The sequence below is a fragment of the Rahnella sp. 1L-D-7-B-C2 genome (genome assembly GCF_057290995.1).
In genome coordinates this window covers 1-16014 of the sequence record NZ_JBXAVQ010000013.1, presented here as the reverse complement: position 1 = coordinate 16014, position 16014 = coordinate 1, and the positions used below count along the sequence as shown (strand labels likewise).

The 16014-nt window shown below is 54.6% G+C and carries 13 protein-coding genes; 8 read left to right on the top strand and 5 right to left on the bottom strand.

All coding sequences use genetic code 11. The annotated features are described in order from the left end of the window. The first annotated feature begins 33 nt into the window (after positions 1–33). Complete coding sequence (locus AC0Z7K_RS18080) at positions 34–990, top strand: AEC family transporter (RefSeq protein WP_413529128.1); 957 nt, start codon at positions 34–36, stop codon at positions 988–990. A 12-nt stretch (positions 991–1002) separates the two neighbouring features. Beyond that, positions 1003–1233: a zinc ribbon domain-containing protein gene (locus tag AC0Z7K_RS18075; protein WP_413529129.1), complete on the top strand. Its 231-nt coding sequence runs from the start codon at positions 1003–1005 to the stop codon at positions 1231–1233. Here AC0Z7K_RS18075 and AC0Z7K_RS18070 read toward each other — a convergent pair. The 3 genes from AC0Z7K_RS18070 to AC0Z7K_RS18060 all read right to left on the bottom strand — a co-directional run bounded on the left by AC0Z7K_RS18070 (position 1218) and on the right by AC0Z7K_RS18060 (position 3854). After that, entirely contained in the window at positions 1218–1562 is a 345-nt protein-coding gene (locus tag AC0Z7K_RS18070; protein ID WP_485615394.1) for a protealysin inhibitor emfourin, read from the bottom strand. The two genes, AC0Z7K_RS18075 and AC0Z7K_RS18070, sit on opposite strands and share 16 nt — an antisense overlap. Then, on the bottom strand, positions 1563–2603 hold the full coding sequence (locus AC0Z7K_RS18065) for a M4 family metallopeptidase (RefSeq protein ID WP_485615455.1): 1041 nt from the start codon (positions 2601–2603) through the stop codon (positions 1563–1565). It lies immediately after the preceding gene. A 174-nt stretch (positions 2604–2777) separates the two neighbouring features. Then, positions 2778–3854: a LacI family DNA-binding transcriptional regulator gene (locus tag AC0Z7K_RS18060; protein ID WP_413529131.1), complete on the bottom strand. Its 1077-nt coding sequence runs from the start codon at positions 3852–3854 to the stop codon at positions 2778–2780. A gap of 215 nt (positions 3855–4069) precedes the next feature. Here AC0Z7K_RS18060 and AC0Z7K_RS18055 point away from each other — a divergent pair, with 215 nt between their 5' ends. Further along, positions 4070–5383, top strand: coding sequence for an MFS transporter (locus AC0Z7K_RS18055; RefSeq protein ID WP_413529132.1), 1314 nt, complete (start codon positions 4070–4072; stop codon positions 5381–5383). After that, positions 5380–7743, top strand: a complete 2364-nt coding sequence (locus AC0Z7K_RS18050) for a glycoside hydrolase family 31 protein (protein ID WP_485615393.1) — start codon at positions 5380–5382, stop codon at positions 7741–7743. The genes AC0Z7K_RS18055 and AC0Z7K_RS18050 overlap by 4 nt, the downstream gene beginning before the upstream one ends. A gap of 20 nt (positions 7744–7763) precedes the next feature. On the opposite strand, the gene xseA is transcribed toward AC0Z7K_RS18050, so the two are convergent. Further along, complete coding sequence (gene xseA, locus AC0Z7K_RS18045; RefSeq protein ID WP_485615392.1) at positions 7764–9143, bottom strand: exodeoxyribonuclease VII large subunit; 1380 nt, start codon at positions 9141–9143, stop codon at positions 7764–7766. A 168-nt stretch (positions 9144–9311) separates the two neighbouring features. Between xseA and guaB the strand changes: the two genes are divergently transcribed. The 3 genes from guaB (at position 9312) to AC0Z7K_RS18030 (ending at position 14046) form a co-directional block, all read left to right on the top strand. Beyond that, the gene (guaB, locus tag AC0Z7K_RS18040; protein ID WP_413529135.1) at positions 9312–10778 is read left to right on the top strand and encodes an IMP dehydrogenase; all 1467 of its coding nucleotides are present in this window, start codon (positions 9312–9314) and stop codon (positions 10776–10778) included. Between the two features lie 105 nt (positions 10779–10883). After that, on the top strand, positions 10884–12461 hold the full coding sequence (gene guaA, locus AC0Z7K_RS18035; RefSeq protein WP_413529136.1) for a glutamine-hydrolyzing GMP synthase: 1578 nt from the start codon (positions 10884–10886) through the stop codon (positions 12459–12461). 247 nt (positions 12462–12708) lie between these two features. Then, positions 12709–14046, top strand: a complete 1338-nt coding sequence (locus AC0Z7K_RS18030; protein ID WP_413529137.1) for a sensor domain-containing protein — start codon at positions 12709–12711, stop codon at positions 14044–14046. 222 nt (positions 14047–14268) lie between these two features. Here the strand turns inward: AC0Z7K_RS18030 and AC0Z7K_RS18025 are convergent, their stop codons facing one another. Further along, on the bottom strand, positions 14269–14850 hold the full coding sequence (locus AC0Z7K_RS18025) for a nuclear transport factor 2 family protein (protein ID WP_485615391.1): 582 nt from the start codon (positions 14848–14850) through the stop codon (positions 14269–14271). 123 nt (positions 14851–14973) lie between these two features. Here AC0Z7K_RS18025 and AC0Z7K_RS18020 point away from each other — a divergent pair, with 123 nt between their 5' ends. Next, positions 14974–15885 carry a LysR substrate-binding domain-containing protein gene (locus tag AC0Z7K_RS18020; RefSeq protein WP_485615390.1) on the top strand — a complete coding sequence of 304 codons (912 nt, stop codon included), beginning with the start codon at positions 14974–14976 and terminating at the stop codon, positions 15883–15885. The last annotated feature ends 129 nt before the right edge of the window (positions 15886–16014 follow it).

Sequence of the window (16014 nt, the reverse complement as noted above, 5' to 3'; positions counted from 1 at the left end):
TTTTGTCTCAATTTTGCGCGAGGAGTTGGCTGGATGTTCTGGCAGACCTGGAGTTTTGCATTTGGCGTCACGGTACCTAATTTATTAATTTTGTTGTTGGGCATGGTGCTGCGCCGTACTGGCCTGATGGACGATAGTTTTAATGAGAAAGCCAGCCGGTTAGTTTTCAATATCGCGTTACCTTGCCTGCTCTTTTTCAGCGTGGCGCAGGGGCATGATTCTTCAGGTTCCAATCTGCCGCTGGCCATTTACGGTGGTGTCGCGACGGTTATTTCTTTCCTGCTGCTGGAACTGGTGGCGCTAAAACTTGTGAAAGATCCGCGTGAGCGTGGCATTTTTGTTCAGGGAGGATTTCGCGCTAATACCGGAATTGCGGGGCTGGCTTACGCTTCGCTGGCGTTTGGCAGCGAAGGGATCGCGCTCGGTTCGATGTACCTGGCGGTGACGGTGATTCTGTTTAACGTCCTGTCGGTGATCACGCTGACGCGCAGCCTGAAGGGCGGGCAGGGCAAACGTATCGGGATAAAGCCGATTTTATATGGCGTAGTAACCAATCCGCTGATCATTGGTCTGGTGCTCGGGCTGATCTTCCAGCATAGCCATTTGCCGATGCCAGCTACCCTTGCCAGCACTGGCGCGTTTATCTCCGGCATGGCTCTGCCGCTGGCGATGTTGTGCGCGGGTGCCAGCCTCGACTGGCGGGCAATGTTTCGCAGTTCAAACGTCGCAGCCTGGTCATCGGCTTCGCGTGTGATATTCGTTCCGGCGCTGATGACTGCCGGCGCCTGGGCGTTTGGTTTTCGCGATGCGGCGCTTGGCGTCATCTTTCTGTTTTCCTGCACACCAACGGCGGCGGGCAGTTATGTCATGACCCGCGCGATGGGCGGCAACGCGACGCTGGCGGCGAACATTATTGCCGTCACCACGCTGGGATCATTTTTCACCACCGCGCTCGGCCTGTATTTATTGCGAACGCTGGGCGTTATTTAGAGGAGAAATACGATGGATGCCTGTTGTCCGGTTTGCGACCAGCCGATGAGCTGGGTGAGCGGTCACTTTCGATGTGAAACATGTCAGACAGAGTATCAGCAAACAGCGTTATGCCCGGATTGTCAGCAGCCGTTGCAGGAACTAAAAGCCTGTGGTGCGGTGGATTATATCTGCCAAAACGGGCATGGGATGATTTCTAAAAAGCGGGTGATATTTACGTACACCCCTTACTCAGAAGGGTGATCGTCGGGCCGGGCCTGTTTCCATAAATTCACCAGTTCTTCCGGCGCTTCGGTTTCCGGAATGATCACCACCAGACTGGCCGTATGCTCCGCCGACGCAAAGTAAATCTCGATGCGGAAATAACGCTGGTCTCCATGACCGGCGTTTTCTTTTTCCTGGGCATAGGGCATCGCCTGGTTGATAAGTTGACAGAGTTGCTGCCGCTTATCATCGCTCATGTCTGAAAGCTCAACCCTTCGCGGCCCGCTGAGTTTAGGAATAAACGCGATACCACCTTCACGGTAAATCTCGATAACCGCATTACTTTCCAGCGACTCTAAAGGTTTCATTTACATCACTCCGACTTGCTCCCAGGCTTCACGGACGGCCTGCGCGACGGAGGCATCAAACCGTTTTTCGGCATGCTGAACCGTCAGTTGGGCAAACGTCACAAAGTCTGCATTTTTAGGCAACGATTTGTCACACACCGTATCGTACCAGGCATATCCTGCGCGTTCCCAGGCGTTACCGCCCAGTTTAGTCGCGGCAAGGTAAAAGGCACGGTTCGGGATGCCGGAATTGATGTGGACACCGCCGTTGTCATCGCGGGTATTCACATAACCGCTCATGTCAGCGGGCTGCGGATCTTTGCCGAGCAGCGGATCGTCGTACGCAGTGCCGGGGTGCGACATTGAGCGCAGTCCGGTGCCGTGAATGCCTTTGGCCAGCAAGCCCTCGCCGATGACCCAGTCCGCTTTCTCGGCAGTTTGTTTCAGGTGGAACTGTTTGACCAGCGAGCCGAATACGTCAGACAGTGATTCGTTCAGCGCACCGGATTGAGCATTATATTCCAGCCCGGCTTCGCTTTCCGTCACACCGTGCGAAAGCTCATGACCGACCACGTCGATGGCAATCGTAAAGCGGTTGAAGATCTCGCCGTCACCGTCACCGTCGCCAAACACCATCTGCTGACCGTTCCAGAAGGCGTTCTGATAGCCTTTGTCATAGTGAACGGTGCCGGCCAGCGCCAGACCTTTTCCGTCGAGAGAATTACGCTGGTACGCTTGCCAGAAGAAATCATAGGTGACGCCGAGATAATCATAGGCTTCATCCACTGAGATATCGCCGTTACTTTTCTGGCCCTCTTTACGCACCGATTCGCCCGGCAGACGGGTAGTGTTTTTCGCATCATAAATATTGCGCTCCACCTGTCCGGCTTTGGCGGTTACGATCTTTTGCGGTTTGGCGTAAGGCTGTGCCATCAGGATGTTTACATGCACCAGCGTTTGCCGGGCACATTTGCGCTGAGGTTCTGAGCCGTGTTCGATAATGCGGTTGAGCATGTAGGGTGGAATGACGCTGTTGTAACGCTTCGCTGAACTGTGATTCATCATGAATCTCCTTATCAAGGGTCACCCGCAGGTGAAAGAAAGGTGTTCTGAATGTCTGATACTGAAAAGCGGCTAATGAATAGTCGTCACAACTCAGTATAGAACCGCGTCACGTTCCTCCCGTCAAAGATGAGATTTATCTGTCCAGCTGCCGCTCTTACAACGTGTGATTCATCAGATTTGTTGATCATAAAGCTGATGGGCGCGGGGCGTGACTGCCCGGCCAGAAGCCTTACGTACCGAATCCCGCACCACTAGTTTTCCCTGAAGGAGCTGGTTAGTGCAGGGGGCGTCAGGGCGCAGCATACGCCGTTGCAACAGCGCGATGGCTTCGGTTCCCAACTCATCACGCGGCACGTGGACAGCGGTCAGCGGCACGTCGTGGATTTCCGCCAGATTAAACCCGTCGGTACTGAGCACGCTGATATCGCCCGGCACTGAGAAGCCTTTTTTGCTGAGCGCCGCCACGACACCGGAGGCCATAAAATCACCGCCCGCCAGAATTGCCGTTGGCAGCGGCTGACCCGCAGGCAAGGCATCCAGATAGTTGAGCATTGCCTGCTCGCTTTCCTGCGCGCCAAAACCCGAGGTGTTCAGCAGATGATGGCTGTCGCTGAAGGTCTGATGATGACGGGCGAATGCCTGTCTGATGCCACTCAGACGTAGTTCCATGGTATGACGACGCAGACATTGCAACGTCACGATGTGCTGATGCCCCTGAGCGAACAGATAATCGCAGGCGAAATCGCCCATGGTCTGATGATCGGGGCTGACGCTGTCGTGGCGCATATACCGGTCATGGCAGTTCACCAGCACGCAGGGCTTGCCCATTTCGGCGGCGAGCTGATGGATATGTGGATCGTCGATGCCAACCAGCAGCGCGGCTTCGGTCAGCGGGTCGGTCATTTTGGCGATAAAGAGTGCGGCGTCGGCGTTCTCTTCTTCCATCGCGCAATAGCGCACGCGCACTTCATGATGGGCGGTTGCCGCCAGAATCCCCTGCACCACTTTGTAATAGAAAATATCGCTGCGAACATCGAAGGCGCGGGCCGGGGCGAAAATCATGATGTTATTGAGCATCAGGCGGCCGGTCGAAAGTCCGGTGAAAATGCCCTGCGATTTGGCACATTCCATCACCCGCTCGCGGGCCCTGGTGCTGGTATTATTTTTCCCCGCCAGAACCCGTGAAACGGTGCTGATCGACAGCCCTGTCTGGTCGGCAATTTGCTGGATATTTAACTTTCCTTTCAAACTGTGATCTCCTTCAAAATCGCCTGTGCAAAATTTTTCACCTCATAAGATGAAGAGCGCACAAGCTTCTGCCTGCCGTGATGCCGCTAAGCAGTTATAGCGTGAAAGCTTTTGCAAAAAATCACGTTTCGCTCACAGATCCGTCTGCCTACTCTGCCGAAGTACCTTACATAACACATCATCTGCGGCAATGGCCGACGGGTGGGAGAACAGGCATGACAATTCAAATCAGCACTGAGAAGACTGCGGTAACAGGGCGCAGGAAAATAAAAGCGTTACGCTGGTGGATGCTGGCGCTGTTTTTACTCGGCGTGACGGTGAACTACATCACCCGTAACTCGCTGGGATTACTGGCTGCGGAACTCAAAACCAGCCTGAACATGACCACCGAACAATATTCTTACATCGTCGCGGCCTTTCAGGCGGCGTACACCATTTTCCAGCCGCTGTGTGGCTGGCTGATCGACGTGATCGGCCTGAAGCTCGGTTTCCTGATCTGTGCTTCTGTCTGGGCAGTCGTGTGTATGCTGCACGCCGGTGCAGGAAGCTGGATCCAGCTGGCGATTTTGCGCTTTTTCATGGGCAGCGCAGAAGCGGCGGCCACACCGGCCAACGCCAAAGCGATTTCCGACTGGTTCCCGCGTAAAGAGCGGCCGGTCGCCGCAGGCTGGGCGGGTGTGGGTTTCTCGATTGGCGCGATGCTGGCACCCCCGATTATTCTGGTGGCACATCTGTCTTTCGGCTGGCGCGGGGCGTTCCTGTTCTGCGGTGTGCTCTCGATGCTGTGGGTTTTGCTGTGGTGGAAGTTTTACCATTCACCGGAAACCCACCCTAATCTGAGCAAAGATGAACTGGCGCTGATCCGTCAGGACAATGAACCGCAGCAAACGCGTCTGCCGTTTATTCAGTCGCTGAAAATCGTCTGCAAAAACAAAAAATTCTACGGTATCGCCATCCCCGCCTTTCTGGCCGAACCCGCGTGGGCGGTGTTCAGCTTCTGGGTACCGCTGTATCTGGCCAACGAACGCGGGATGGATTTGAAACACATCGTGATGTTCGCCTGGCTTCCGTTCCTGGCCGCCGATCTCGGCAGTATCGCCAGCGGCTATCTCACCACGCTGTATCGCAAAGTTTTCGGCTGCACCCGTATCAACTCCATCGTCGCCAGCTCCGTCACCGGCGCATTCATGATGCTGTCGCTGGCGCTGGTAGCGCTCACGCAAAGCCCGTACGCAGCGATTGCGCTGATCTCCATCGGCGGCTTCGGCCATCAGGTAATTTCCTGCATGTTGAGCGCAGTGGTCGTGGAGACCTTCGATAAAAATCAGGTAGCGACAGTAAACGGAATGCGCGGTTCTTCCGCGTGGATCGCAAGCTTCCTGTTTTCTCTGCTGATCGGCGCCGTTGCCGACACAATCGGTTTTAACCCGTTGTTTATCGCCATGGGATTCTTTGATTTGATCGGAGCGGTCTTCCTGATTGCTTTGATCGCTGAACGCCGCAATCCGGCAAAAAGGGAGCACGTATGAAGACGTTGAAATACTGGGAGCTGGCCGGGCAAAATGACGCAGGTGTGGATCTGTGTGTCGAAGGTAAACATCTGTTTTGTCTGCGGGTGCTGGAGCACGGCTTAATCCGCGTGTTTATTCAGCGTCACGGCAAGCTGGCACTGGATCGCACCTGGAGCATCGCACCGCAAAATGATGTGCCGTGGGAAGGGCGCGACCGTCTGAGCAATGAAGGGTTTACGCTTCCGGGTTATCAGATGACGCAGGGCGAAAATACCCTGATCGTTACGACCGAAGCCCTGCGCGTGACCGTCCATCAGCCTCTCTGGCTGGAATGGGAACATAAAAACGCGGCGGGTGACTGGTTGCCTTTGGTCAGCGACCGTAAAACCGGTGCCTATATGCTCTCGGTGCAAGGCGACGCGTCGGCGCACTATCAGCGGCGTGAGGCGCAGGACGGCGTTTACGGACTGGGCGAAAAAGCCGGTGATCTCAACCGCAGCGGCCGCCGCTTCGAAATGCGCAATCTGGATGCAATGGGATACAACGCGGCCAGCACCGATCCGTTGTACAAACATATTCCGTTCACGATGACCCGCCGTAACGACGTCAGTTTTGGCCTGTTCTACGATAATCTCAGCAATGTCTGGCTGGATCTTGGCAAGGAACTGGATAATTACCATCTGCCATATTGTCGTTTCAGCGCCGAAGCGGGCGATCTGGATTACTATCTGTTTATTGGCCCGACCTCACTGGACGTCACTAAAAAGCTGGTCAGGCTGACCGGTAAAACCCTGTTTGGTCCGAAATGGAGCCTGGGTTACAGCGGCTCGACCATGTATTACACCGATGCACCTGACGCCCAGCAGCAGCTGATGAAATTCATCACACTGTGCCAGCAACACGAGATCCCCTGCGATTCTTTCCAGCTTTCGTCGGGTTATACGTCGATTGGCAATAAACGCTACGTCTTCAACTGGAATTACGAAAAAGTGCCACAGCCGGAAGTGATGTCACAGGCGTTCCTCGACGCCGGTATCCGTCTGGCCGCTAACATCAAGCCGTGCCTGTTGCAGGATCACCCGCAGTATCAGCAGGTGGCGGAGCAGGGGCTCTTTATCCGCGACAGCGAAAATAATGTGCCTGAACGATCGGTGTTCTGGGATGACGAAGGTTCACACCTCGATTTCACCCATCCGGCCGCCGTACGCTGGTGGCAGAAAGGCGTCACGCAGCAGTTGCTGGAAAAAGGCATTGGTTCGACGTGGAACGACAATAACGAATACGAAGTCTGGGACAGCGACGCGCGCTGCCACGGATTCGGTAAATCTATCGCCATTAAACACATTCGACCGGTGATGCCGTTGCTGATGATGCGTGCGTCGTTCGAAGCGCAGCAAAGCTTTGCACCGGAAATCCGCCCGTATCTGATTTCACGATCCGGCTGTGCGGGCATGCAGCGCTATGTACAGACGTGGAGCGGCGATAACCGCACTAACTGGCAGACGCTGCGCTACAACACGCGTATGGGTATTGGCATGAGCTTATCGGGGCTGTACAACGTCGGGCACGACGTCGGCGGTTTCTCCGGCGATAAACCCGACGCCGAACTGTTTGTACGCTGGGTGCAAAACGGCGTGATGCATCCGCGCTTTACCATTCACTCGTGGAATGACGATCACACCGTCAACGAACCGTGGATGTACCCGCAGGTGACGCCGCTTATCCGCGATGCCATCCGTCTGCGCTACCGTCTGCTGCCGTACTTCTACACGCTGCTCTGGCAGGCACACGCCGATGACGAACCGATGCTCAGGCCAACGTTCCTCGATCACGAGCATGATAAAAACACCTTCGCCGAAACCGACGATTTCCTGATGGGCCGGGATTTACTGGTTGCCAGCGTGGTCGATGAGGGGCAGCGCGAGCGCGCGGTCTATCTTCCGGACAACGGCATCGGCTGGTGCGATTTCTATAGCGGAGAATGGTTCGCAGGCGGTCAGACGATTATCCTCGATGCGCCGCTCGATCGCCTGCCGCTGCTGGTTCGCGCCGGTGCTGCATTACCGCAGTCTGCGCGTCTGGCATACGTGGACAGCAACAAGGACATGGCGCGCGAGTTGCACGTTTATCCGGCGCCAGGAGCGGTGACATCAGCAGGCATGTTGTTCGAGGATGACGGCGAAAGCCACCGCTGGCAGCAAAATCAGGCGCTGTGGCTCAACTGGGACATTGTCAGCGGCACGCAACGTATCGATATCACGATCACTCAGCGTGGCGAATTCAAACCAGCGTGGAAATCTCTGGATATCGTTCTGCCGGAAGGTGAAGCGCGTGAGGTGTGGATAAACGGGGAACGGACAAAAAGTTACTTAATCTGATAGTAAACCAGGGGCCTGTTTCAGGCCCCTTTCACTGCCCGTTTACGCGCCTTCTTTTCCACCACGATCGATTTCACTTCGCTTTCAATCCAGCCATCGGCCAGACGTGTTTTGAGCGTATCGCCCGGTGCGGTCTGCGTGGTTTTCTTCAACAATGCACCCTGCGGCGTCGTCGTCACGCTATACCCACGAGCCAGCGTCGCCAGCGGGCTGACGCCCTCAAGCTGCGCACAAGCTTTGCCGAAACGTTCACGGTGTTCACCCAGTTGCTCAGACATCGCCTGTTGCAGACGGTATTGCAACTGCTGAACCCGCTGTTGCGCACGGTGAATGCGCGGCTGTGGTTGTTGTTGTGTCAGACGTTGCTGCAGCCGGTCGGTATGGCGAAGGATCTGGCGCAGCTGATTTTGCATCGCTTCATCCAGACGGCGGCGCAGTTTGAACAGCGCCGTCTGCTGACGCGCCAGGCGCAAATGCGGATGCTGCTGTTGCAGACGATGGTTGAGACGGCTAAAGCGCTGCGCGAGTTGCGCGAGGTAATAGTCCATCGCCATTTCAAGACGCTGCTGCTGAGACTGGATCTGACGCAATAATTCCAGCTGATTGCGGCTGATAAGTTCTGCGGCGGCTGATGGCGTGGGGGCGCGCAAATCCGCAACAAAATCGGCAATAGTGACGTCGGTTTCGTGGCCGACAGCGCTGACGATAGGAATGCGGCTGGCGAAAATGGCCCGCGCCACGCGCTCGTCGTTAAAGCTCCATAAATCTTCCAGCGAACCGCCGCCGCGCCCGACGATCAGGACATCCACCTCTTCGCGAGTATTCGCCAGCTCAATAGCCCGGACGATTTGCATTGGCGCATCCACACCCTGAACGGAGGTGGGATAGATAATCACCGGGAGTGATGGATCGCGTCGCTTTAATACGTTTAACACATCATGCAATGCCGCACCGCTGGCGGAGGTGATCACTCCGACGCATTTCGCAGGCGAGGGTAGCGCTTGTTTGAACTGAGTATCGAACAGACCTTCGGCCGCCAGCTGTTGCTTAAGCAAATCGAATTTTTGCTGCAACAGACCGTCACCGGCTTCCTGCATACTTTCGGCAATCAGCTGATAATCACCGCGCGGTTCATACAGCGTAATGGTCGCGCGCACTAAAACCTGCTGGCCGTTTTGCGGGCGGAACGTCGTGCGGCGGTTGGTATTGCGGAACATGGCGCATTTGACCTGCGCGCGGTCATCTTTGAGGGTGAAATACCAGTGGCCGGAAGAGGGCTGAGAGAAATTTGAGATCTCACCGGAGAGCCAGACCTGACCCATTTCGTTTTCCAGCAACTGTCGGACCGTCTGATTCAGGCGGCTTACGGTAAAAATAGGAGGCGAAGAAGGGAGCGACATGTGATCCAGATCAAATTCAAAAACAGAGACTTAATCGGACGATACTACATGCCCGAAAAAGGTAATCAAGAAGTTTTTGAAATAGTTCTGGTCGGAATACCTACTCACCTGTATACTCCCGCTGCAATATTTTATCTTTTCCGCATCCACCTTGGTGAGATATTGCCCATGCTACGTATCGCAAAAGAAGCACTAACGTTCGACGACGTTCTCCTTGTTCCAGCCCACTCCACAGTTCTGCCTAATACTGCCGATCTCGGTACTCAACTGACCGCTAAAATCCGTCTGAATATCCCTATGCTGTCCGCAGCGATGGATACCGTGACTGAAGCGAATCTGGCGATTGCTCTGGCGCAGGAAGGCGGCCTCGGATTCATCCACAAGAACATGTCTATTGAGCGTCAGGCGGAAGAAGTCCGTCGCGTGAAGAAGCATGAAAGCGGCGTTGTTGCTGACCCTAAAACGGTTACGCCACAAACCACTCTGCGTCAGGTTAAAGAACTCACTGAAATTAACGGTTTTGCCGGTTATCCGGTTGTGACCGAAGAGAACGAACTGGTCGGTATTATCACCGGTCGTGACGTGCGCTTCGTGACCGATCTGGAACAGCCTGTCACCGCAGTCATGACGCCGAAAGAACGTCTGGTTACCGTGAAAGAAGGCGAAGCCCGCGAAATCGTGTTGCAGAAAATGCACGAAAAACGCGTAGAAAAAGCGCTGGTTGTTGACGCGCAATTCCATCTTCTCGGTATGATCACCGTCAAAGACTTCCAGAAAGCCGAACGTAAACCTAACGCATGTAAAGATGAGCAGGGCAGCCTGCGCGTCGGTGCTGCGGTTGGCGCGGGTGCTGGCAACGAAGAACGTATCGACGCACTGGTTGCGGCGGGCGTTGACGTCCTGTTGATCGACTCCTCTCATGGCCACTCCGAAGGCGTTCTGGAACGTATCCGCGCTACCCGCGCAAAATACCCGGATCTGCAAATCATCGGCGGTAACGTCGCAACTGGCGCAGGTGCTCTGGCACTGGCGAAAGCGGGCGTGAGCGCGGTGAAAGTCGGTATCGGTCCAGGCTCAATCTGTACCACGCGTATTGTGACCGGCGTAGGTGTTCCACAGATCACTGCCGTTTCTGACGCGGTTGAAGCGCTGGAAGGCACCGGTATTCCGGTTATCGCCGACGGTGGTATCCGCTTCTCCGGCGACATCGCTAAAGCTATCGCTGCCGGCGCAAGCTGCGTGATGGTCGGCGGGATGCTGGCAGGGACTGAAGAATCACCGGGCGAAATCGAACTCTATCAGGGCCGCTCGTTCAAATCCTACCGTGGTATGGGCTCTCTGGGCGCGATGTCCAAAGGCTCTTCTGACCGTTACTTCCAGACCGATAACGCCGCTGACAAACTGGTGCCGGAAGGTATCGAAGGCCGCGTTGCTTACAAAGGTCGTCTGAAAGAGATCGTTCACCAGCAAATGGGCGGTCTGCGCTCCTGTATGGGTCTGACCGGTTGTGCTACCATCGACGACCTCCGCACCAAGGCTGAGTTTGTTCGTATCAGCGGTGCCGGGATCCAGGAAAGCCACGTACATGACGTGACCATCACCAAAGAGTCACCGAACTACCGCATGGGTTCCTAATCCCTTAAGACAGCGAGCAACGAGCTCGCTGTCTGCTTTTAGTGCATTAAGAAAAAATTAACCTGTTGTTTTAACGCTTTTATTGCTTTCTGGAAAACGCCCCTCATGAGCGAAAATATTCACAAGCACCGTATCCTGATCCTCGATTTCGGCTCCCAGTACACTCAACTTGTTGCACGCCGCGTGCGCGAGCTCGGTGTCTATTGCGAACTCTGGGCCTGGGACGTAACCGAAGCCCAAATCCGCGAATTCAACCCGAACGGGATCATCCTGTCCGGTGGTCCTGAAAGTACCACCGAGCATGACAGCCCGCGTGCGCCCGACTACGTCTTCGAAGCCGGTGTGCCGGTGCTGGGCGTGTGCTATGGCATGCAAACCATGGCAATGCAATTAGGCGGCCATGTTGAAGGTTCTAACGAACGCGAGTTTGGTTATGCACAGGTTGAAGTTCAGACTGAAAGCGCGCTTATCCGCGACATTCAGGACGCCCTGAGCGATAACAGCAAGCCGCTGCTCGACGTCTGGATGAGCCACGGCGATAAAGTAACGGCCATTCCGTCTGACTTCGTCACCGTTGCCAGCACCGATACCTGTCCGTTTGCCATTATGGCGAACGAAGAAAAACGCTTCTACGGCGTGCAGTTCCACCCAGAAGTGACGCACACCCGTCAGGGCCTGCGCATTCTGGAACGTTTCGTGATGGACATCTGCCAGTGCGAAGCGTTGTGGACTCCGGCTAAAATCATCGAAGACGCCATTGATCGCCTGCGCGTACAGATTGGCGACGATCATGTGATCCTCGGCCTGTCCGGCGGTGTGGATTCTTCCGTGACCGCGATGCTGCTGCACCGCGCCATCGGCGACCGTCTGACCTGTGTCTTCGTTGATAACGGTTTGCTGCGTTTGCACGAAGCCGATCAGGTGCTGGAAATGTTTGGCGACCGTTTCGGTCTGAACATCGTTCACGTGGCAGCGGAAGAGCGTTTTCTCTCTGCGCTGGCGGGTGTTGATGAGCCGGAAGCGAAACGTAAAATCATTGGCCGCGTGTTTGTTGAAGTCTTCGATGAAGAAGCCTGCAAGCAGGATGCGGTGAAATGGCTGGCGCAGGGCACCATCTACCCTGACGTGATCGAATCCGCTGCTTCTGCGACTGGTAAAGCGCACGTGATCAAGTCCCACCACAACGTGGGCGGTCTGCCAAAAGAAATGAAACTGGGTCTGGTTGAGCCGCTGAAAGAGCTGTTCAAAGACGAAGTGCGTAAAATCGGTCTGGAACTCGGCCTGCCGTACGACATGCTGTACCGTCACCCGTTCCCTGGGCCAGGGCTGGGCGTGCGCGTGCTGGGCGAAGTGAAGAAAGAGTACTGCGACCTGCTGCGTCGTGCGGATGCTATCTTCATCGAAGAACTGCATAAAGCCGACCTGTACAACAAAGTCAGCCAGGCGTTCACCGTCTTCCTGCCTGTCCGCTCCGTTGGCGTGATGGGTGATGGCCGCAAATACGACTGGGTTGTTTCACTGCGCGCAGTTGAAACTATCGACTTCATGACCGCGCATTGGGCGCACCTGCCGTACGATTTCCTCGGCCGCTGCTCCAACCGTATTATCAACGAAGTTGATGGCATTTCCCGCGTAGTGTATGACATCAGCGGTAAACCACCGGCGACGATTGAGTGGGAATGATTTGACGTCTGGCACTGGCTGCTACCACAAATACAGACCTTATAAGCCCGCGTAATCGCGGGTTTTTTTATTTTAACTCCCCTCTGCTGGCAGGCGTTTTTCAGCATCGCCAAATCTCCCTTTTCCGTGATATGTTCATCTGTATTATTTGTAAGCGTTAATGCAAAACAATGTGGTGCTAATGGGCGGCGGATATCTCTCAGGAACGCGGTCGTACTCCCTTTTCTCTTCAGGCCTTAATTTCTCTATGGAACCGAATCCTCACGCGCCGTTGGCCAGTTTTATTGACCTCATGATGGATGCTGTTTTTGCAGTGGATGCCGAAGCCCATATCGTTTTTGCGAGCGCTTCGTGCGAACGTATTTTCGGGTATACGCCGAAAGAAATGATCGGCAAAAATATGTTCGACCTGATGCTGCCTGAAGATCGCGAACTGACCCGTAACTCGGTGGTGGCGGTGATGGCAGGCCAGCCTCAGCTGCATTTTGAGAACCGCTATCTGCACAAGAACGGGCACGTCGTCCACATCATGTGGTCAGCGCGCTGGTCACCGGCCGACCAGTTACGTATTGGGGTTGCGCGCGACATCACCGAACGCAAGCGATCCGAGTCCTTGCAGTCTGCGCTCTATTCTATATCCGAAGCCGCGCATACCGCCGAAGATCTTCTCAAGTTATTTCAGCGTATCCATCAGATCGTCGGCACACTTCTGCCAGTAGAGAATTTTTCCGTAACGCTCTACGACGATGAAACAGACCAGCTCAGCTTTCCCTATCACGTGGATGAATATCTGCAAACGCCAGAACCTTTCAAACTGATCCCGGGGACGCTCTACGCAGAGATTATTCATTCCGGTCAGCCGCTGCTGCTGACGCCTGAGACGATGGTCGATCGTCTGAAAGCGCTGCGCGTCTCCTTTGGCATGAACCCCTTTTCCTGGCTGGGTGTCCCGCTCAAATCCCACAAAGGCACGATCGGCGTGCTGATGGTCAAAAGCTATCCCGGAGGAGTCTGCTACAGCGAACAGGATCAGGAGTTACTGCAGTTCGTCTCAACGCAAATTGCCACCGTCATTGAGCGTCAGCAAATGCAAGTCCGACTGCAATACATGGCACAGTATGATCAGCTTACCGCGTTGCCTAATCGTGGTTTTTTGCACGATCGTCTGAACGTTGCGCTGGCGGCTGCACGACGAGATCATGGGCAATTGTCTTTGCTTTATCTTGATCTGGATAAATTTAAACAGGTGAACGATACGCTGGGTCATGGGATCGGAGATTTATTGCTGCAAGAGGTCGCCGCTCGCCTGAAGCAGTGCGTACGTGAATCGGATACTGTCGCGCGCGTTGGTGGTGATGAGTTTGTTGTTCTGCTCCGCGGCACGTCATTGTCAGAATACGTCGCGCGGGTGGCGGAAAAAATGCGTGACGCTTTTCATCATCCTTTTATCCTCGACGGCCACAGTCTGCACATCGTGCCCAGTATTGGGATTGCGCTTTACCCTGAGCATGGTGAAGACGAACGTCAGCTTCTCGAACATGCCGACAAAGCCATGTATTTTGCCAAGAACATCAAAGGGCATTGACGGGAAAATACAGTAGCTTTCGTTGAGCATGATGAAATGCAGCATTTGGGATGACTAAGTGCTTACCATTTTTGGATGAAGTCTGAGAGCCGGATCCATGAAAACGCCAGTGGGATAGCGATATCCACTGGCTTTTTTTATGCGATTTTCTCTTTGTCCGCCAGGCAAATTGGCGCATTTCATTAAGTGTGCGGGTTACCCCGGTGAGTCAGAGAGGGATAATCAGGCCATTAACCAGGCAACGCCGGCGGCTTTCATGTCTTTTTCTAACTCGCTCCCGCGGGTGGCAAAAATACGTTTGACCGGGAAACCGCTTTTTTCCAGCATATAGGCCAGCGCGGCATATTCACGTGGATATTTCGCCACGACGACGCTATCGATCTCGACCGGCCCCATCGGGAAGGTGAAAGTCGCCATATCGTAAATGCTTTGGCGGTGCAGGAGTTTCCAAATACCTTCACGCTTTTCCACCAAATCGTAAAAACGGTTATGGCCGACACAGCCTACATCCAGTGTGACGTTCTCGCCGATGATCATGGCATTGGTCTCAACGATCGCTTTCGTCGCTGTCTGATTGAAGGTCACAACGGGTGTGCCGATCAGGTGTTTAGTGCGGGCATCTGACGCACCCATTTTCATCGATCCATCAATAAACTCGCTGGCGAGTCCTTCAAACCACGTCACTTCGATAGTGCCGTCAGGGTGAAAAAGCTCGCGAAGGGCATCCCACTGGCCCAGATCGCGATGGATCCAGCCGGTCATCAGGTCGGTTATCTGGAGACGATCTTCAAGATGATGTTGCATGGCAAAGTCCTTAAGCAGAAGGCATCACATGTGCCGATGGAACAGAGCATCCTCTTTAACTTTAATAAATTCCAATGTGTTAATATTACCGATTAATCATTTAAAATGATTAATGAGGGTGTGATGGAATTGCGTCATCTGAGGTATTTTCTGGCGGTTGCTGAAGAGAAGCATTTTGGGCGAGCCGCAGAGCGCCTTCATATCGTGCAACCGGCCTTGAGTATGCAGATCCGTGCGTTGGAGGAAGAGTTAGGTGGACCGCTGTTTGAGCGTACCAGCCGCCGGGTAGAGCTGACCGAAGCGGGCCACTTACTGCTTGCCCAGGCACGTAACACGCTCGCTCAGGCTGAACATGCCAAATTGACTGTCCAGCGCGCCATACGTGGTGAGCTGGGGAGCATACGGGTGGGGTTTGCCGGGAACGCCGTTTTTAGCGGCAAGCTGATGCGCGATTTACGTGCCTTCCACAAAGCCTATCCTGATGTCGAATTGATCGTTCGGGAACTCCCCCCGCAGCAGCAGGCCGACGCGATTCTGGCAGGGCAGTTGGACATTGGGTATACCCCCGATCACGGCAAGTTGCACGATCGGGCGCTGTTGGCTGAACGAATCGGTTACTGGGAAAGACGGGTGGCCATGGCTGACGATCATCCTCTGGCCAATATTCCCCGGCTCAAAGTGGCGATGCTCGCGACAGAACCCCTAATTTTCTACGATGCACACGATGCGGATGAGTATTTACTTCACAGGCTTATCGAGATGCTGGGGCATCCACCTAATATCGCTCATCGTACCTCCAGTACACTGAGCGTTCTGGCTTTGGCAGCGGCCGGACTGGGTATTGCATTAGTGCCTGAGCCTTTGGAACAGGTACATATACCGGGTCTGGTATACCGCGTGCTGGATGAACCCGATCTGGCTGCCAACCTGATGCTGGTGAGCCGCGCCGGTGAAACCAATGGCGCCGCCTGTGCTTTTCTTGCAATGGCGCGAGAGGATGAGGGTAGTGATAAGTCTATGAGTCAAGAGGTATGAGTCAGCGGGAAGGAAAGAAAAAAGGCAGCCCTCTGGCTAATGCCGGTCACTTAAGGTGACCGGCATTGTTTTTTAAGGGATATTTCGACCTTTTTTCTCTCACTTCCCTTGTATATTCCCGCTCGCGCC

What these genes read in the sequence shown, in the direction of transcription:
- AC0Z7K_RS18080 (WP_413529128.1), top strand. Translation starts at nt 34, where the DNA reads ATGTTCTGGCAGACCTGGAGTTTTGCATTTGGCGTCACGGTACCTAAT.
- AC0Z7K_RS18075 (WP_413529129.1), top strand. Translation starts at nt 1,003, where the DNA reads ATGGATGCCTGTTGTCCGGTTTGCGACCAGCCGATGAGCTGGGTGAGC.
- AC0Z7K_RS18065 (WP_485615455.1), bottom strand. Translation starts at nt 2,603, where the DNA reads ATGAATCACAGTTCAGCGAAGCGTTACAACAGCGTCATTCCACCCTAC.
- AC0Z7K_RS18055 (WP_413529132.1), top strand. Translation starts at nt 4,070, where the DNA reads ATGACAATTCAAATCAGCACTGAGAAGACTGCGGTAACAGGGCGCAGG.
- xseA (WP_485615392.1), bottom strand. Translation starts at nt 9,143, where the DNA reads ATGTCGCTCCCTTCTTCGCCTCCTATTTTTACCGTAAGCCGCCTGAAT.
- guaB (WP_413529135.1), top strand. Translation starts at nt 9,312, where the DNA reads ATGCTACGTATCGCAAAAGAAGCACTAACGTTCGACGACGTTCTCCTT.
- AC0Z7K_RS18030 (WP_413529137.1), top strand. Translation starts at nt 12,709, where the DNA reads ATGGAACCGAATCCTCACGCGCCGTTGGCCAGTTTTATTGACCTCATG.
- AC0Z7K_RS18025 (WP_485615391.1), bottom strand. Translation starts at nt 14,850, where the DNA reads ATGCAACATCATCTTGAAGATCGTCTCCAGATAACCGACCTGATGACC.
- AC0Z7K_RS18020 (WP_485615390.1), top strand. Translation starts at nt 14,974, where the DNA reads ATGGAATTGCGTCATCTGAGGTATTTTCTGGCGGTTGCTGAAGAGAAG.
- guaA (WP_413529136.1), top strand. Translation starts at nt 10,884, where the DNA reads ATGAGCGAAAATATTCACAAGCACCGTATCCTGATCCTCGATTTCGGC.
- AC0Z7K_RS18050 (WP_485615393.1), top strand. Translation starts at nt 5,380, where the DNA reads ATGAAGACGTTGAAATACTGGGAGCTGGCCGGGCAAAATGACGCAGGT.
- AC0Z7K_RS18070 (WP_485615394.1), bottom strand. Translation starts at nt 1,562, where the DNA reads ATGAAACCTTTAGAGTCGCTGGAAAGTAATGCGGTTATCGAGATTTAC.